The following is a 19,633-nucleotide window of genomic DNA, read 5'->3' as shown; positions in this document are numbered from 1 at the left end:
TATTTTAACCGCTTACTTTGTCCCATTTTAGTGGTTTATAACACCCCAAGTATGAAGTTTAATCTTCCCGAGTGAATTTGTTAATATTGCGGTTTGTTAAGTCAAGCAGCCTAATATTTTTATTACGAATAGAATAACCAAACCAATTCCTACAAAACTTGTAACCCTAAAGGTAAATCTGAATACAGCTCCATAAGTTAATATTTTGCTAAAATGATTTCGATTCTTATTTTCTTCAATTAAGTTTGCATTCTCATTTATGAATATACCAATGGCGCTGTCTGAATTATTTTCTAGTGTTTCTAATATTGACTCTGACTGCTTAATTAAAAATGAAGTTCTCTGGTCTAGCTTCCAAAAAACAATAGATACTAAAACAACGAATATACTTAAAAATGTACCCATGTACAGAAGATCATTGGACGCTTGAAGAGTTGCTCCAATACCCGCACCCAAACCCGCTATAATAAATAAAAAATAATTAAATAAAGTTGTTCTTTGGCTAGAATGCAATTCAAAATACTTCCATGCGTGCTCAAAAGCTTGCTCAGAACTTATCCTATTGGTCATAGATATCTCTACTTTATAGTTCTTGATTTAATCATAAAACAGGCTAATTACTTATCTACAGTGTGATTTTACTCTAAGCTATGTCTTATAGACTCCTTCAATATGTATGTATGCTAATCTAAATAAGGTTAGCCCTGTTTAAAGCAGCTCTATTTTAACAAAATATGACAATAAGTTCTCAAGTAAAGCTCACCGTTTATTAGTAATTTATCTAAGCACTATCCTAATATTTTTTGTTGGTATAATAAAAAATATATTTAAATAAATTATTCTAAATCAATAATTTAAGATTAATATGTGGTTTATACTGGGCCCAGCACACATTGCAAAAAACAAAAACCCTTACAGTAATTACAGTATGCTTTATTATGTGGCGGATATCTATCATGCGGAGCAGCGCGAAAATGAGCGTAACCAGCAGCGACTACGCTTAATATTTGCTAACGGTATTTAGTCCAATATGCTTATTCGCTCTTTAGCTACTGCTCAATATAAATATGAAAACAGCTACCAGCTAATTATTACTGATCTTGACTGGATGAATGATGAGCTCGCCAAAAAACTTGGAGACGAGCGACAACCTATATAAGGTGATAGAGTGGTTCAAAGTTCCCTTTGATGAAATAGAAAAAGTCATTAATCTGGTTATCACTGGGGACATTTAAAACTATCGCATGAATGGTGCGGCTGGCAAGGTGGTTATGAGATAGTAAGCTTTTGCAAACGAAATTCATATCTATATTTTAAAATAGTTAGATGTGATTACCTATAATATTGCGGGTTTGCAAATCGCATTTATAGAAATACTTATTATCAGCCAAAACTTGAATATGCTATAGCGATATTTCATCTAAGCTAGGATTGATAAGGCCTACACTATAAATTATGAATAATAAGATTTGTCAGGTGGCTTTGTGAAAGTCGGGGTTTCTACAAATGATTCAAGTCTAACAGGGTCATCAATTGACATCTGATACGCGCGATCAAATGCTTTAACTAAAATTTCTTGATTTTTATGTCCCGTTGTCGCACCTAAAAGTAACTTGCCATTGGCAGAAAACTGACTGGCTCTATCATAAATCTGTCTAGCGTTATTAACAGTAATACCATGCCGAAGTGCGACCTCTGCCAAATGTCCTGCTCGTTTATTAATATTTAATGTCTGTAGTTCCTCTAGTAGCGCAATCACATCGTACATTTTTGGATGAATAAATATAGATGGCTGAGTATCTACCGCATCATTTTTTATGTTTTGCGGGCAAGTTGCATTAACTGATGTGCTGTTATCGATAAATAGAGACTCTTTGCTTGCAACTTTGCCAATTAAATAGCCACGCACCTTATTCAGACAAACCTGTTTAGTAATAGCATCATACGCCATGCCATCTTGTCTATTTATCGTTTGATAACCAATACCTGTCAACATCTCAAATACAGTTATAGGCATACTAATTTTAGCTTGACTCATCTGCCAACCCGCCAGCAGATGTGCGGTATGAATATAATGCTCAAACGTAGTATCTGGCGTTAGATGCCCTGCAAGGCTTGCCAGCCCAAACCACATCCCTTTTTCTTTATTATTAGCAAGGAGCGCTTTAACAATAGCATCGCTATGGGCTGTATCATAATCTGTCATCACCTGCGCAAGTGGTGAGCCGCTTAACACCAATGCCAGCTGACTAATCGCAGTATGCCGAAAGCTGTGAAAGGTAAAGTCATGGGTAATTAGCAATCGATCCCATATTATTTTCATCATATTACTGAAAAACACAGATGGTAGTGGTTGATCGCCTGACCCTTGTGAGAATAAATAACGGCGCTTTAACCTTTTTTGTTGATAATAGAGTGCGATGAAGGGCTTTAACTCATCATCCTTGAAAAGACTATCTATCGGTATCACCCGTTTGGCACTACTGCTTTTGAGCCTACGATAGCGATTGGGTTTGAGGATTATTTTAGGCACTTCAATCACTTGACCATTGATAACACCTATATCTGTAATGTCTTTAACCTTAATACCAATGATCTCATTAATACGCATGCCAGTGCGATAAGCGAGTGTTAATACAATCAAGCAAAGCCGCTTTTGATCAACCTCCAACTCTGATAACTGCACATACTCTTTCATCGCATGATAGACACGCGGTGATATCATATTGGCTTTAACGACTTGCCTATTACTACCCCATGGAAAATAGACATAAGGAGCATCAAAGTGCATACGCTGATGATCGTGAAAAGCCTTTAGGCGACCATAAGTAAATTTCTGACTGTCTTTTAGGCGATCAAGATAGGAGAGCTGTTGACCAGCATTATTATCATTATCTATACCACTAGAAATATCATCATCAAACTCTGATAACTTGCTCAGCACAGATACCCTGCGGCCATCTTTTACCTTACTTTGAATAACCTGCTCGTAAACTTCCTCAAAGTCACTACCCTCCCACTGATCAATGTCCTCATCCATTGTCAGCATCAGCCAGTCGCGGCCAATGCAGCCGATATATTTACTGATGGTATTGAGCCGAAGGCTATGATCATCCAGTAATGATAACACCCAACTAAGCAAGCGTTGTGCATTAGGCTGGCTAGCATCTGTTTTTAATATTGTGATAGTGGAAATAGCGGTGTTTCTGGTCAGTTTGAGCGTATCTTGCAGCTCTTTGATTAGATTTTTACTAAAACTAGGATAGTTTATGGTACTACTTTGGCTATTCGATTTTATCGATGATTGATAGCTGGCATCAAACAGCTCAAACCACCCTAACGGCTCAGGGTTTTGATTGATGAGCTCTCGGTTATAATGGATTAGCTTATCCGTAGACAAACCAGTGGTTTTAATATCACCTTGCTTCACCACAGAGAGCGCCCCATCAATCAGGCTACTCTCTAGCTGTCGCCATTGGTAGTTGGCATATTTGATAAGCAGTGAATGCTGCGGGCGATCGATATCTTTATTGGTAAGTTTAAGTGTTTTTGAGATATCGTTGATGATGGTATTAAATGGCTTTATCTTGGCAGTGTTTAACTCTTTATCCTTTAGAGCATATAGAAAACACAGGCCCATATCATCGGGAACATAATCAACAAAACGGTATAAGCTTTCGCTGTCATCTAGCGTAGTTCCATAATTATCATCACGCACTCTAAGCGGTATTACGGCTAACTGCTCTACACAACTCTTTTCATTATTTTCCGCCATGTTAATTTTATACATACGGCGCTCACCAAACAGCCAATCATAGAGCGCTCTTAGCACCTCAATGTCGTTAATACCGCCATACATGATGCTGCAATACAGTAATCCCTCAACCAAGTCATTGACTGAGAAACGCCGTTTTCGTTGCCAAACCTCTATCATTGTCGCGCTACTGTCTGCTACAGCGCGTCCATTGACGAACCAGTCATAGTTAATGGTCAAGCGCTCACGAGTCGCCAGTATTGGTACCACAGGCTCATTAAGGTATATCTGGTGAGCTTTATTATAATCACGAACAAACTCTAAAAACCCGCGCCGCGCCAATTGAAAGTTTTGAGCGGTGTCGAACTCCTCTTCTAGCAATTGGTTAATTGCTTCGTAATGATGCTGCAGCTCACAAGGCGATTGCATAGGATATTGATTGATATATTCTTTAATTAGGGCTTTAGCATCATGCTTGATACTTTTTTTAGATTCTTCTCTATTCAGCTGTCGCAGTTTATGAGCGCTAATATTATCCATATAGACGAACCTCAATTTGTTTTAAGTGAAGGTCTGTAGCAATCGCATCTAAATGGGGACTGAGCTGGTGCAGCTGATTGATAGAGCTTGATGACATCGGATGCATAAATTCTTGATCAGGATGCTCATGACCGTAAAGCGCGCAAATCAGATAGTCAGACACGCGCCCTGTGAGCATAGACCTCAGCTGATGACGCAGCCAGTTATACTGATGACTAAAAAAGTCTTGCAACTGGTAGCGAACTTGGCTTGGCGTAATGCTAGTAAAGCCCTTTGGGTTCTTTTTATAGAGCTGAATTAGAGGACGCTCAGATTGCAAGATGTCATTAATGGGATAAGACGCTGCTGGACATAATGGATTATAGATGGCGGCAAATTGCTCAATATAGGTCATATAGTTTTGTATAGCCGTTATCAAAAACTTGCTAAGAGGAATGAGCCTGCCATCAGATTGGCCATGACGTTCTTCTTTGTCAGACACCCATAATGTACGCCGCTTAAAATCAAACTGGTGCAGCAACCCTGGTGCGTGCTTGACTGGGCGGATACCCGTTTGGATCATGACAATATGCCACAACCAAATACTATAGCTATTAAACTGTGCAATATAGCGATCCATGTGGGACTTTAGCTTGCCATTAAAGCTCTCGGCACTGAAAGCCAGTTGATTAAAGAACTGCTGGCACATTGTGGTCTTTAGTGCCATATCACTACCAATATGGCTTCTATGCCCGTTAATCGGTACGCTACACTCATCTATTAAAAGCGCTTTTTTCTCGTCATTGCAGTATTCAGTTATCAGCTCTACCGCTTTTATATAGGTTTTCTCTAGCTCTACCGTTTTAGTGCTGGTGTAATACAGCGCAGAGCTATGCCTTACATCAACGCCTGTGATCAGGTCGGCATGTAAGGGCTTATTAAGTTCGTTTTTGATAAGTATAAATAGCCCTGCTTCAATATGCTGGGGACTCAATGCTGGCAGGTTCAATATATTTTTAGCGTCAGAGATAGCGGATTTAACAGTATCGGATGAAACGGTAATTTTATCCTCAAGCATAATCTGTAAAGCTTCAGGCAGTGCGCGATAAAAGGTACTGCCATAGCTTTGTCTGTGCGCAAGCAGATGACTTCGAGTATTGGTGGTCACATTAATCGTGATAGCGATACTACTGATTTTACGAACACGGTCATAGACCAAATACTGCCGTTGACTGCGACTGCATTGCCAATCAGCAATGATGCTATCAACGCTAAGTCCACTTAACAGTGACAGTAGCAGTACTGCATACCCAGTGCTACTCTCTTTATCAACACTCATAAAGCGTTGCCAAAGCGTGGCAAATAGCATCTGGTAATGCTTAGCTGACGATGATTGGTTGGGAAATGAAATTGATTACGGCGGGCGTGTTGATGGTTGTTGTTTAATTGCCATTGCTGCAGCTCAGAGGATTTAGCAATTTGTGTAGCTGGCTTAAAGTCATTGTCTAGCAATGGTACTTCGTCGTCATCGGCAATATTTTCAGCGATTGCCACGTTACTGTGCTTTTTTGATTGTTTCGTACCAAACACTATTCTTTGTAGTGGCTCATTATCAGTACTCACCACTATCTTGATTACTGTTTTTGTCGGCTTTAAGCGTTTAGTATTTTCAGTATAGGTTTTACTAATAAAAGTTTTATTATGAATCGCTACCTCATAAGCCAACCTAATTTGACCGATTTTACTACCAAGATATTGGTTCGCTGTTTCACCTGTTGCCTCTTCCTGTTTGACGCTCGCTTCATATTGTCTGATATAAGGTAAACATGAGGACAAGCTATCACACTGAGCGTGAATGCTAATTAACTGGTCGAGAATGCCACGTTGTGGATCAGTAGGTCTTAGCGCCATACGAACACGCACACCAAGCTTATCAATTTTGGCAAAGTGTTTGTCGTGGCGTACTGTGATCATAATCATCACTTTTAAGTAACCGCTCATAAACCGCCAAGCATTATCATTGATATCAACTTCGCCATACATCTGATAAAAGACCATTAGCATATAGCTGACCGCCTACTCTACTGTTTTACCTTGTCGAATAGTTTGTTCAATCGCATCTTCACAGTCTATCCCAGTAAAGTCTACAGAATTAGATTCTAGTATTGAGTGTAATAAATCAATATCACCATCTGGCACTAGACTGATTACATCAATCACGAGCTGACGCATTTGTATGTGGTGTGGTGAATCTATTGGGATAAGCTTATCCAAAGCTCGTTTGTCGATCACATCATTAAGTAACTTAGTGTGACCCATAAGATGTGTCCATCCAATTCAGGTTTTTGGGCAGCCCCAGCATCGCCTCATCATTGGCTACCTTACACTGCTGATACTCATAAGCACTTTGGTTGATACCAGCGAACTGACAATAACTGGCGACCGTTAAGCGGTTCACGCCCATTAGCTCACATATAAGCTGCTTTGGCGAATTCTGATATATCGCTTTAAACAGCATGGGATGATCCACACCATTAAATCTAGATAAACTAAGCACCTCACACCATGCTAGCCGTTTAATGTCATGACTGCTCTCAGGTGCAATTAAGCATGGCTGTCGATATCTAGTCTCGAGCTTCATTACCTCATCAATACGCGCAAAGGTATTAAAAAACTGATAGCTATCTTCTACAGCACACAATCGTAGTGGTTGACGATAATAGTCATCTAAACTTGCCAGCTGTGGTCGCAGTAGAGGTAATCGATGCTGCTGCCAAACCATAAAGGCAGATTTTGCACCAGGATGAACCCGTAGATTTTGTGAGGTAAGCACTACCAATTTTTGGGTCGCTTTAAGGCTTTTATTTTTCATTATAGAACGCCATAACAATTATCATGTTTTTTATGATACGTTATAACATAACAATTATCAAGTGGCTGATTTTATTAAATAATTAGTTGTTGAGGCAATAGACAACAAGAATAAAAAGCCCTAAATATATGAGTATTAAAGTCACTTATTTAGAGCTTAAAACGTACTCACTCTAACTTAATCAGAGTGCAAAACTTAAATTCTACTCATAAAGAACAAGTATCCTGACGACATAGCTCTTACTTCTTAGGTAGCAATACCATGGTTATTAAGGGTCTAGTATTATCAACGATAAGCATTGCAAATATTAGAGTAATGAGCTGCCTTGCGTATAAAAGACCCGCTAAGCTTTTGCTGGCATGTCTTAGCAAGTTCTTACTGCTTTTAGGAGTACTCAGGTGGCTTGATTGATATCGGGGTTTGAACGCTAACGCTCACCTAGTCCTTCAGAGAAAGTCTTAGTAATGGGCTTAGTTAAGTATGATAGTACCGAGCGCTGCTGTGCCTTAATATCGACGGAAGCTGTCATCCCAGGCTTAATGACAATCTCATCACTGCGCCCAGAAAATTCAGCACCAGTAATTTTTATCTGTACACGATAATAGGGCTCTTCCCCTTTCGGAGTTTGCTCCATTAATGTGTCTGGACTAATATAGATCACAGTACCATTCATAGCACCAAAGATAGAATAATCATAAGCATCAAGCTTTACAGTGGCATCCTGCTGCTCTTTGACATAAGCAATGTCTACGGGCTTTATTTTAGCCTCGACGATCAAATCACTACTGGTTGGCAATATTTTCATGATGATTTCGCCAGGCTTAACCACGCCGCCGATAGTAGTCACTAGGATATTGTTTACTTTACCGTCTGTTGGCGCAAATAGATTTTTTTCTTCTAATACTTGTGAGTGATCGCGTAATTGTTCAAGTTCAGTATCTAAATCTTCTTGCGCTTTGGTCATCTCTGACTGTGCTTCTTCAAAATACTTATTACGCTTGTTAGTAATTTGAGCTTGAATTTCAGCAACTTGCCGACGCAACTTGATGATATCAGCCTGACTCACATCACCATACGATAATAACGGCTCATTCATACTCAGCTCTTGCTGGGCTAATACCATCATCTTTTGTAGTGAGCTGACATCTTGGTCAATTGCTTGCTTACGACGATTATAGAGTTGGGTTTGATTTTCTATATATTCACTATAGTTTTTGATGCCTTCTGGAAACACCAATGGTCGCTCAAATATCTCCGCCTCTAGGCGTGCAATCTTAGCTTTGAGTGCTGCTATTTTGGAGCCTGAGTTGGCGACCGCTGCTTGCGCACGTTCTTCCTCTAAAGTAACTATTAACTGTCCTTTAGTGACATCCTCGCCTTCTTTGACCAATATCTCGGTCAAGACGCCACCCTCTACGGCTTGTATATCTTGTGTACGAGCGCTAGCAATGATAGTTCCCGTCGCTCGCGTGACTTGATCAATTTGGGCAAAATAAGCCCAGACAACGAGTGCAATTATTCCGACCAATGAGCCCCAAATGATAATGCGCGTGCGCCCCACTTTAGGATCATGAAACTTATGTTTATAATTATCCATTATCCTGCCCTGAATTATCACGTTTATCGTCGTTTTTTGGTGAGATACTCGAAGTCTTATTACTAATTACTGTCACTCTAGGCGAGCTTACTTTAATTGATGGTTTGCTAGCTTTTTTCTGATCATCATTGCCTTTTAATTGCTCAAGAACTTGTGCCTTCGGACCATCCATTACGATTTTTTGATTGTCCATAATAATGATGCGATCGACCAGTTGTAGGAGTGGCATTTTATGAGTGGACACAATAAGCGTTTGCCCTTGTCCAAACTCTTTTTTGAGTACGTCAATACATTGTAGTTCTTGCCGATTATCCATAGAAGCGGTTGGCTCATCCATCAATAATATGGAAGGTTTTGTCAGCAGCAACCGAGTAAATGCTACCAGTTGTTTTTGACCCCCTGATAATCCTTTACCTCCCTCACTAATTGGCAAATCCAAACCACTAGAATGACTGGCTACCAATTTAATCAGTCCCGTCTTAACGAGGGCGTCGCGCATTACATCATCACTGGGCGCTGGTAGACCAATCAATAAGTTTTCTCGCAGTGTGCCTTCGAACAAACGATGGTCTTGTTGCAGATAGCCGACTTGCTCACTCATAGATTCACGACTAATCTGCTGAATATCTAATCCATCTAATAATATCCGGCCTTGGGTAGGAGCATACAGCCCTGACAGTACTTTTAATAAAGTCGATTTACCTGAGCCAATAGGGCCCAATACTGCAATACGCTCACCTGCTGTTATATTCAGACTACTAATTGCCAATGCGGGTTGATCATTATTTTGGTAATTAAAAATAACTTTGTCTACATTAAAATTACCAGCGATTTTGCTAGGCGACAAGGGATGACTGACACCATGATTGTCTTGTTCTAATGAGAATAGTTTTTCGATATTTAGCTTAGCAGCTTTGGCATGTGAATGTTGTACTAACAGGTTAGGAATACCCATTATTGGCGCTAAGATACGACCACCTAGGATTGAGCATGCAATAAGTCCACCCATTGTCATATCACCTGACATCACTACAAACGAGCCAATAATTACGATGCCAACATAGCTGGTCTGCTGAATCATTTGCGACAGATAGCTCAAATTGTCATTGGCATGTTTCATATCAAGATCATTCTTAGTGGTGATGCTCATCACATCGAGCCAACGTGATAAGAACTTCCAATTCCCTGATCCTGCTTTGATAGTCTCAACACCTTCCACAGTCTCCACAAGGATACCTGTTTTGCGATAAGACGCTGCTGCTCCAATTGCCGCAATACTGTCGATTTTTCTACGTGCGCCGAACCCAAGTATGATGGCTATAACGGCGGCCACAATAGGTACCAAAGCCACTAAAGGATTACCAATGATGACAATCAGGGTTACAAATATAATAGCCATTGGAATGTCAACAAGACCGAATAGCGTACTTGCAGTATAAAAACCGCGAACTTGCTCATAACCACGTAGCTGCGCTGCCATCGAACCGACTGATCCTGGCATTTGATCAATGCGCACGTTTAGCAGACGCTGGAAAACTTCACGCGATAAATATTGATCAAGATTGACCACTACTTTATCCATAATCTTGGAGCGGGCGAACTTCATAAAAGTTTCAAATAAAATGACCAGTCCCACACCACTTGCCAGAATAATCAGCGTGTATTCGCTACGCGTTGGGATGACACGGTCATAAACTTGCATTGAGAATAGTGACACAGCAAGTGCTAACATATTAATCAAAAATGAGGCGACTACGGCCTCAACGACGATACCTCGATAGTTCCTTAAGTCCTTTTTGAGCAGTTGATCGAACGAGAACTGTCTACGCTTGCTTGGCTCATCCCCTAAGCGCACGCGCAATAGGTGTAAAAACGCGTCACTACGGTGAGCACTCGTCTGTCCTAGTTGACTGAACTGCCATAATCCTTGCGGATTTTGTTGATTGATCACACCCCAACCCTGCGTAGGATGCAAAGCCAATAAGGGTAAAAATGCAGCATCTGGTGCCGGTAACACTTCTGGTAGTTGCTCAATCCCTAATTGATTAAGCACACCAATAATACTAGGCAGTGCTAGTAAATCCTGCTGCTGATAAATCACGCCATTGAGCCGCACATTATCAATAGGATACCCTTGCTCAGTTAGCAGGGTGTGAAGCGCCGCTGCTAGTTGGACCGCTTGCTCATTGGGTAGTTCATCTGATTCCGACATCATCAACGGTTGTAAATTAGAACTCACTACCAACTCACCGTCAGATGTGCGGATATTTAGATCTGGAACAGGTGTACTCATGATGGACATATCCTACTGATTAGCCATATTGTAATAATCACACAACGTGAATAAGAATATAACTTTATATTTACAATGATGTATTCATATTTACTTGACTGTATATTTAAGGTTCGTCTGATAATAATAAGTCATTATCATAGCTAGTCCCAGTAACGTCATAGCTAGTATCAGTAATGTCATAGCTAACACCCTCATTAATAGGATATGTATTCATGTCGTTATCTTGACTAACTACCGTTTGTGGTCTAGCATCACTTTGGTTATTCAACCAGTTTTTGACGGGATCTAGCGGACGAAAGAGTTGAGTTGGCTGACGACTTTTATCGAACTGTTGCCACGACATCATGCCAAAATCAACTTGCAGCTTATAGTAGGCTGCAATAACGGCGGTTCGACTCTCGACCAGCTGTATCTCATATTGTGAATGCTCACGTACGGCATTAAGTACTTCAAGCCAAGATTTACGCCCAGCAATGAACTGACGGCGATAGGAGCTGACGACAATCTGAGCTCCTGCAACTGCGGCAATCAATGAACGCTCTTGGTCTTGAGCGCTAGCAAATTGCTGATACTGCGTTTGTATGGTTTCAAGTACCAGACGTCTTGAGGCTTCTTTTGATTGTACTAAGCTATTAACGCGTGACTCTGATGCCTTTGCTAACGCTAAATTAGAAAGCCCTGCACCTGGGTCGTAGCTAAGCCCTACTGAGAAACCACTACCATTGTCATTGTTATTCTTGTCATCATAATAATAGTCATATTCGTATTGCGCGTACAAAGTTGGATAGCGCGATGACTGTATCGATTTAACCTCTTGTTTGGCGGCTTCAACACGATAATGCTCTTTTACCACTGTAGGGTTATAAAAGCTGGCTTGGTCAAATGCCATTTTCTCAAAGGCTTTTGAGTAGCCTTTAGCACGATTGACGATTTCGCTCAAGTTGGGTGCTGGTAACTCAGCCGCTGTTATCCGACGTCCAGCAATCTGTTCTAGGCGAGCAATAGCAATACGCTGCTGTTCAACAGCCCCTTGATAAGCGTTTTGCTCCTGCAAAATGCGGTTGGTGACTAGGTCTAATTCGATACGAGCGGATACGCCTTGATTCACACGGCGCTGCATCATCGATTCAAACTCTGCTAGCAGTTGCAAATTATCGTAATAGACACTTTGTTTAGACACAGCGGTAATATAGCTTTGCCACGCTTCAATGGTGGTTTTGGCCACTTGATTTTGTTGCTCATAGACATATTCTGTCGCTGCTTTGTCATCAAATATGGCTTGATTCACATTTGCCGTCAACTTACCGCCAGTCCACAGCGACTGCCTAATCTGTAGCTGTGATACCATACCATCCTCTGGATCATAGCCTGTAGACAGTGTAGGAGCCGGTAGCATATTAAGCTTAGCAGCTCGAATGCTTTCAGTAGTAGCCTGTTGTTCTGCTCGCGCTGAACCAACCAAAGGATGGCTTTGAATCGCTTGGTTAATAAGCGTATTCATATAAGTGTCCGCATTGGCAAATGCTGTACCTGATGATGCTATGAATAGCATACTCCAAGCTATGCTATGCCACGCTCGCTTCGTAGCGAACAATTTATTCAGTGACCTTTTTATGGGTAAATTGTACTGGTAAACATTCATTCAGTTCGGCTCAGTTATGCTTTAAACAAAGGGAAAATACAAATACTATAAAACAAGCTACCTATAAAAATAAGGTTCATATGACTGTCTCGTTGAAAATTTTTGATAAAAATGCGAGTCTGTTACTTGTTATATAGGCCAATACTTAAACTTTTTACGTTTGAAACTTTATTTACCGCCTAAAATTAATACTCTAAGAGGCATAATAGTAGAATAACAATATACAGTACAGCAAGGAATTATAATAATTATTGGCTGTGTTTTAATAATGTGTTGATAAAAGCATGGCCAAGTTTTAAACTTGAGCCTAGTGACTAGGCTAATTGACTGTCTGTAATATCACCATAACAACCGTCTGTTTTTTACGTGGGTTTGAAATAATAAGTATGGGTTTTTCTGATATACGATAAGAATAGCTTGTATTAAAGTCTTAATAATCGGGTAAATATCTAATGTAAGGTTTATATTGAACAACTAATACGATAAGATAAACTCAAGCAACAAAACTATTTAATCTGATCTCCATCTTAGGGTATAAAAACTCATGATTAGTTTTAATAAAATTATCGCTTTGACTACTGTAACCTTCTAAGCTTTCTCGACAGCTAAAATTACTTTTTAAGGAGCTAACAATCATTAATTTTTTTAAAAAACCTCTTATGACTTTAATTGCACTGGGGTTACCACTTGGTGCGATTGCAACTCCATATAATAATGCAGCCACTGAACTTGCTATGGCACAACTAGAGATAGAAAGAGCATCATCTCAAACACCGCCTGTATCTGAAAAGCTGGAAGTACTTCGTCAAGCCAAAAACTATGCGAAATCCACAGCCTGTATTACTACTTTCGAACGTGACAGCGAAGATAACCGTACTGATGTAACTGACGTTCATTTAGTTGAGTCACAATCTTCATTTGACAGTAACAATATATTTGGCACTAGATATATTGTTTATTGGCGCGGAGATAACGCTTGTGCTGGTGGTAGTGGTACATACATGGGCTTCATAACTTCTTTTGAAAGAGATAGGGAGAAAGGTGAGTTTGTTGCTCGTGAGCGCGATATTGTAGACACTATAGATTCTGGTAATAATAACTATGATATAAACTCACGTTTCATGGAAGCTGTTTCTTACAATGATGGCATTCTGTCTGTTATATCATCTGACTACGGTAATGACGGTAGTAATTCTCCACGCTACAAGTATCTTTATACCGTTGTATATAAGGACTTTGGTTGGCAGCTTGTTGGCAGAGAAATGATCGCTGATCTTTATGAAGAATATCGTTAACTTTCTATACCAGATAGCTATTTAATAATCTAAGTAATCTCTGATTAGACGCTTGCAAAACTGTGAAGCGTCTTTTTTAAGATGGTTAATCACCTCAAACTCCCATCCTGACTGCGACTATCCAGCAGCGCTTACTAAATGAGGTGGTGTTCTAAAAAGTACGCTGGCATCAGGCACAGCCATAATCGACATAAAAGAACACCACCAAAAAATCTTCTGCACCATCAATCCGACTAATGCTATTAACCACAACAAGGGTAAAAACTAAAGTTATAATGGAATAACTGGTCGAGTAGATATATCAATCGTTTTGCTCGTACATAGAGTATTGCGAATAAAATCAAGCAATATAGACTCTTTACTCTCTGATGAACCTTTAGCAAAGTTGACAAAATTATGGTACACAAGGTAGTTATTCAAATACTTGGTAGCCACACCCTTAAAACGGTGGGTTATAAGGTCCTTAAGTCTACGGTGATAGCTATTGACAGTCTGAATGTTAAACAAGCCATTGCTACGTTTCTTAGTGGTAATACGGATATGATTTAACTCCATATCCAGTGATAGTTTTTGATAAGGACATAATGAGTCGGTAACAAATACTGAGTTTTTAGATATATTACCATTCAATACTTTTTGCAAATTCTTTAGTGATGGTTTGCCTAGGTTTGATATTTTAGCAACGGATAGACCGTCTAAATTGACCGCACAAGGAATACAAACCTTTTCTGTTGATAAGCCACGCTTACTCGCCTTAGTTCCTCTCTTGTAGGCTGTACGTGGCAACTTAAAAGACTTATGATTGCCTTTGTATGATACGGCTGTAAAAGTTTCATCAGCTTGCACAACACCATCAAGTTCAACATCAGTCATCATGCTTTGTAGCGCATCGAGTATCTTGTGTCTCCATGCAAATGCAGTGGCTAAGTTGATACCGCATATTTTGGCACATTTGCGTAAGGGGTACTTCTCAATCATACAGTGGATATACTTTTCCCAAACCTCAATGCCTTTTTGCGAGTTGTATAATATAGTGCCTGTTTGCTCAACAAATGATTTTTTGCAGTCACGGCACAAGTAGCGTTGGTTGTTGCATTTAGTGCCATTTTTGACGAAATTGGTAGAGTCGCAATGAGGGCATTTTGATACCTCTTTAGGTGCAATAACTTTTTCAAGAGAATTTTGACCTGAAATATCACCAAGAAAGAGCTGTTTTTCTTTCTCAGAGAGGTTGTTGAATAACTGTTTGAGGATATCGATATTTTTTGTAGTGGTTGACATGGTTAAGCCCTTACAGATTAAAGCTTGTAGAGTTATTTTACCATTTACTAAGAAACCCTATCAACACATTATTAAAACACAGCCTAATTATTTAAGGGGCTGTCCTAGATAAGTAAAATTATTTAGGATAGTACTATGAGAAAGAGTAAACTAAGTTGGTATAAACAAAACAGACTCATCGAGTTATTTGTTGCCGGTTCTACCGCCAGAACAGCAGCAAGCCTAATTGGTGTTAATAAAACCACAGCCAGTTATTACTTTCATAGGCTACGAGTGCTTATTTACGAGAATAGTCAAGACCCTGGTCTATTTGAAGGCGAAATCGAAGTAGACGAATCATACTTTGGTGGCACTCGTAAAGGCAAGCGAGGGCGAGGTGCTGGTAGCAAAGTGCCCGTGTTTGGCCTATTAAAGCGTAATGGCAAGGTTTACGCTTGTATTATACCCAATGCTAAAGCAGATACTTTGATCCCCATCATAAGAGAAAAAGTGAAGCCTGATAGCATTGTTTATACTGACTCATTTAAAAGCTATAACGCATTAGATGTCAGTGAGTTTACTCATTATCGTATCAACCACTCTAAAACCTTTGTTAATGACAAGAATCACATTAACGGTATAGAGAACTTTTGGAACCAAGCTAAACGGCATCTACGTAAGTTTAACGGAGTTCCAAAAGAGCATTTTCACCTCTATTTAAAGGAATGTGAGTGGCGTTTTAATCACAGTGACCCAAAGTCGCAATTACTACAATTAAAACAATGGGTTAAACAGGGTTTGAACTAGTTATCTAGGACAGCCCCTTATTTAATATAAACTGCCTATTAAATCCCTATTTTTGACGTATGGATCATAACCTTATGACTCAACTCTTACCACCCTCTAATCGCCTAAAAAAATCAAAAGACCGATCATCAATAGCTATTATACTGGCAGTGTCAATTCATGTTTTGGTTGCAGTGGTCATCTATTTTACGGTCTTTAATGATAAAAAATCATCAACAGAAGAACCACTACTTAATAACAATGGCTTAATATCAGCTTCTGTTATAGAAGAGAACGAGCTAACACCATTAGATAGTGAAAAAGACATGGCTACCCAATCCAGTGACCTGCAAAAGGATGGGACGAATACTGCTGACATTAATATGACCGCCAATACTGAAAAAAACTTAGCAGATAAGAATGTGGTCACCACTCAAAAGACAAAGTCCATTGTTCAAAACGAAGGACAAAAAGATAGCAGTGCCTCAATTGAGCAAGCATCAAGACTTAATGCTAACAACAATCTAAAACCCAATACCGATTTAGTCCTCGATACTCAACAAGAGCCGCCTGAGTATACCCTTAAACAGACTAAAGAATATCAACAATTAGATGCTGACATCGATAAGGATGCTGATCAACTTTCTAAACTCATCGGCGAAGTTAAAAAATACAATCAAAGCCAGATACAACAGTATCAAACAGACACACCTTCCAATAAGAGTGCAACGGCAACGCCTTCAGTAAAATATGACTATCCTATAACTCCTATAACATCTCCGCCTTCCTCATCTGCAAATAAAAATCAGACGATACCTGAGTCATCAGAAAGTGATAGATAACCGCTATACTTAAACTATTGTCATAACTTATTAATCAAAAAGCCACAACAAGTTATGGCTTTTTGAATGACGATAGCTGTATTTGTTAGTTGGTATAAGATGCGCTATAGCAGCCGCATCTCATCCTTATTGAATACTACTAAATAACATTATCAATGATATCAGTTTGGATGTATAACTGCGCTATACTACCGGCGTCTTGGTACAGATCATAACCTGCTTGATCAGAAGTACCAGACTTAGTCATACCAGATACATTGACGGTATCAACGCTATCACCTTTGATAAATAACTGATTATTACCATCAGTCATACTAATAACATCACTCAAGTTTAGATTTAGTGTTTGAGCAGTATTATTCGTCAAATCAAGAGTTTCAAAGTTAGTAACGTTATTCATATCATTGCTAGCAATAATACTCGTGTCGGTAATCACTAAGGTGTCATTCTCTTGACTACCGTCTAAGTTTGTGCCGCCATCAATAGAAACATCATTTTTATCAAATACTATAGTATCGCTACCCTCGCCGCCTAGCAAAGTATCTGCACCGCTCAGACCAACTAAAGTATCATTTCCTGCACCGCCGTTCAATGTTTCCGCTTGGTTTGTACCTAATAAGTAATCATTATTATCAGTGCCACGTGGAGCAAGATTATCTATTGAGTTAGGATTTTGAGGCGTTGCATACTCATTATAGTTCAGTGTCACTGTTGAGGTGGCCGTATCACCATCAGCATCTTTATATGTAAAGGAGAACACATCAATATCATCTTGACCAGGCGACACAATCTCTGAGATATTTTTAGCTGCACTGAATTTATAACTACCATTGGCATAACCAACAAACACACCATAGTCTGTTTTGAACTCATAGTTAGTCATATCACTATCTGTATCGATAATGGCTATTCCATTAGCACCAGTGGTCGATGTGCCTGACCAGACAATACCAGTGCCAGTCGGGTTAGTGTAATCAACAGCATCTGCACCCACCGCTACTTGTCCTGTAATCACAACGTTATCGGCTAATTCAGGCAATGGATTTAACGGCGTTAGCTTACCAATGATGTCATAAGTATTTTCCTTACCTTCTTCACTGTTTACCACAAAGGTACCTTCATCGTCCAATGCTGGATCGTAAGAACCATTAATTTTAGTTTGATAAGCTTTCAGGAACGTTTTGTTTCTATCAGAGTCAACAGCTGCATTTGGATCTTTATTTACAAGCTCCAAATCAAGCTTATATTGCTGACCAGCAATCGTTATAACTCGGGATGCATTCGGTATGATGATGAAGTCACTAGCCACAAAGGTAGCATCATATTCTGCTGAAGTTAAACCATAAAACTCAGCCGTATTACCATTGGGAGTTTCATTATGCTTAAGCAAATAATCAACTGAAATTGGCTCAGAATTGCCATTCACATCAATTGTAAAGTCGACGTTAAGACTCGTCTCAATCAACGTACCGCCATCTCCATAGATACCAAAGTTGATATGTGAAAAATTACCTAAATCAATATCAGTCTCGAACTTAACTCCTTGACCAGCACCTTGATAGTTGGTATTTTCATAAGTGGTATACCCTGCAGGAGGAGTCGTTCCTGCTGGTCTACCCCAATAAATACCCTCATCCAAAGAGTCTACATAAGTGTTACCATCACCTGCTTGGTACGTAGCATCTTGCTCAGCAGACAATATTCCAATTGTACCGCCATAGTTCCGTGATTCAACAGTGGTTCCTGTGCTACCAGCAGCGACATTATCTGCATCAGCAATCAAATAGCCTGCACGTGTTGGTCGAGTGAACAATGTCTCATCGAAACCTGTTTGTAAGCCATTGATAGTGATGGTCTCTTGCTGAACATCAATATTCCAAACCACAGGTTGAGGTAAAGGAGAGTCGTCTTCAACTATCACTAGTAACTCATCAGATTTAGCTAATGACTCAGTGGCAGTAGCATTTTCAAAGACTTCGATACCAAAACTAACAGGTAATACACCTTCAGTATTGTCACCTAGTATGTGGTCTACAGGCGCGCCTAATACCACATCATATCCAAACTGATAACCATCAGTTATGGCTTCTTTATTACCATTTAAACTTATAGTCAGAACATTCTGAACTTGAGGAGCACCAGCACTGTCTGTATAGGTATATTCACCAACAATATTACCTGTCGCCGAATCAATACGGAAATCTACTGGATTGCCTTGGCTAGTAATGTTCTGTACAGCAGTTGGTAGGACAAAGTTGACCACCGAATTTGACAAATCTGTATCAGTATCAGTTACTCTAATCCAATTATTATCAGTATCCGTTGCTGAATCAGTGGTATCTAAAGTTGAATCTGGATTGGTATCTGGATTACCTCCAGCCAAACCTTCTTCAGAAACACGGGCAGGCGACGATACTGAGATGTTAGTTGGTTGATCGTAATCGATGGTGACAGTCGCTTCATTCGAGGTCTTACCTGTAAGGTCATCAACGGTATAGCTGATTGGCGTTGGATCACCTGTGAAGCCTGTCTCTGGGGTAAAGGTGATGTCACCAGTGGTTGGATTAACTGTCCAAACGCCTTCGCCTGATACGTCAACCGATTTGCCATCAGCAGCAATGGTGCTACCTGCTGGTGACACAGTGATCATGACAGTGGTCGGATCTAGGTCGCCTTCAGCATCGGTGTCATTGCCAACCACAGCCACAGTCACAGGAGAACCTACTAAACCTGTTTCGAGGTCATCGACAGCAACTGGCGCGGTTGAACG

Annotated in this window: 15 protein-coding genes; 4 read left to right on the top strand and 11 right to left on the bottom strand. The window is 39.9% G+C overall.

Annotated features, from left to right (window positions below; all coding sequences use genetic code 11):
* Positions 1-96: 96 nt before the first annotated feature.
* A complete protein-coding gene (locus tag FW759_RS07645; RefSeq protein ID WP_289048636.1) occupies positions 97-570 on the bottom strand; it encodes a RipA family octameric membrane protein in 474 nt (157 codons plus the stop codon).
* A 295-nt stretch (positions 571-865) separates the two neighbouring features.
* Between FW759_RS07645 and FW759_RS07640 the strand changes: the two genes are divergently transcribed.
* Positions 866-1,024 carry a hypothetical protein gene (locus tag FW759_RS07640; RefSeq protein WP_192520107.1) on the top strand — a complete coding sequence of 53 codons (159 nt, stop codon included), beginning with the start codon at positions 866-868 and terminating at the stop codon, positions 1,022-1,024.
* A gap of 429 nt (positions 1,025-1,453) precedes the next feature.
* Here FW759_RS07640 and FW759_RS07635 read toward each other — a convergent pair whose 3' ends face one another.
* From FW759_RS07635 to FW759_RS07600, 8 genes are all read right to left on the bottom strand, one after another.
* Entirely contained in the window at positions 1,454-4,294 is a 2,841-nt protein-coding gene (locus FW759_RS07635; protein WP_446442630.1) for a site-specific integrase, read from the bottom strand.
* On the bottom strand, positions 4,287-5,642 hold the full coding sequence (locus tag FW759_RS07630) for a hypothetical protein (RefSeq protein ID WP_446442629.1): 1,356 nt from the start codon (positions 5,640-5,642) through the stop codon (positions 4,287-4,289). The genes FW759_RS07635 and FW759_RS07630 overlap by 8 nt, the downstream gene beginning before the upstream one ends.
* Positions 5,609-6,337, bottom strand: coding sequence for a hypothetical protein (locus FW759_RS07625; RefSeq protein ID WP_446442628.1), 729 nt, complete (start codon positions 6,335-6,337; stop codon positions 5,609-5,611). The genes FW759_RS07630 and FW759_RS07625 overlap by 34 nt, the downstream gene beginning before the upstream one ends.
* A gap of 12 nt (positions 6,338-6,349) precedes the next feature.
* Complete coding sequence (locus FW759_RS07620; RefSeq protein WP_446442627.1) at positions 6,350-6,592, bottom strand: hypothetical protein; 243 nt, start codon at positions 6,590-6,592, stop codon at positions 6,350-6,352.
* On the bottom strand, positions 6,579-7,145 hold the full coding sequence (locus tag FW759_RS07615) for a hypothetical protein (protein ID WP_446442626.1): 567 nt from the start codon (positions 7,143-7,145) through the stop codon (positions 6,579-6,581). Before FW759_RS07615 ends, FW759_RS07620 begins: the two co-directional genes overlap by 14 nt.
* Before the next feature lie 427 nt (positions 7,146-7,572).
* Positions 7,573-8,742 carry an HlyD family efflux transporter periplasmic adaptor subunit gene (locus FW759_RS07610; RefSeq protein WP_102093440.1) on the bottom strand — a complete coding sequence of 390 codons (1,170 nt, stop codon included), beginning with the start codon at positions 8,740-8,742 and terminating at the stop codon, positions 7,573-7,575.
* Positions 8,735-11,035, bottom strand: coding sequence for a type I secretion system permease/ATPase (locus FW759_RS07605; protein WP_413501513.1), 2,301 nt, complete (start codon positions 11,033-11,035; stop codon positions 8,735-8,737). The genes FW759_RS07610 and FW759_RS07605 overlap by 8 nt, the downstream gene beginning before the upstream one ends.
* A 106-nt stretch (positions 11,036-11,141) precedes the next feature.
* Entirely contained in the window at positions 11,142-12,590 is a 1,449-nt protein-coding gene (locus FW759_RS07600; protein WP_446442625.1) for a TolC family protein, read from the bottom strand.
* Between the two features lie 749 nt (positions 12,591-13,339).
* On the opposite strand from FW759_RS07600, the gene FW759_RS07595 reads away from it, so the two are divergent.
* Complete coding sequence (locus tag FW759_RS07595) at positions 13,340-13,975, top strand: hypothetical protein (protein WP_443509648.1); 636 nt, start codon at positions 13,340-13,342, stop codon at positions 13,973-13,975.
* 270 nt (positions 13,976-14,245) lie between these two features.
* Here FW759_RS07595 and FW759_RS07590 read toward each other — a convergent pair whose 3' ends face one another.
* Positions 14,246-15,256 (bottom strand): IS1595 family transposase, encoded by a 1,011-nt coding sequence (locus tag FW759_RS07590; RefSeq protein ID WP_200662268.1) that lies wholly within the window; start codon positions 15,254-15,256, stop codon positions 14,246-14,248.
* 135 nt (positions 15,257-15,391) lie between these two features.
* Here FW759_RS07590 and FW759_RS07585 point away from each other — a divergent pair, with 135 nt between their 5' ends.
* Positions 15,392-16,042 (top strand): IS1595-like element ISPssp3 family transposase, encoded by a 651-nt coding sequence (locus FW759_RS07585; protein ID WP_201602994.1) that lies wholly within the window; start codon positions 15,392-15,394, stop codon positions 16,040-16,042.
* Positions 16,043-16,116: 74 nt separating this feature from the next.
* Positions 16,117-16,863: a hypothetical protein gene (locus FW759_RS07580; protein ID WP_173240501.1), complete on the top strand. Its 747-nt coding sequence runs from the start codon at positions 16,117-16,119 to the stop codon at positions 16,861-16,863.
* Positions 16,864-17,002: 139 nt separating this feature from the next.
* Here the strand turns inward: FW759_RS07580 and FW759_RS07575 are convergent.
* Positions 17,003-19,633: Ig-like domain-containing protein (locus tag FW759_RS07575; RefSeq protein ID WP_446442624.1), on the bottom strand; the 2,631-nt coding region annotated here is incomplete at its 5' end.

The organism is Psychrobacter sp. 1176_08, from assembly GCF_052850615.1.
Note: the sequence above shows the minus strand (reverse complement) of the source record. Positions and strands in the feature narration are given on the sequence as shown.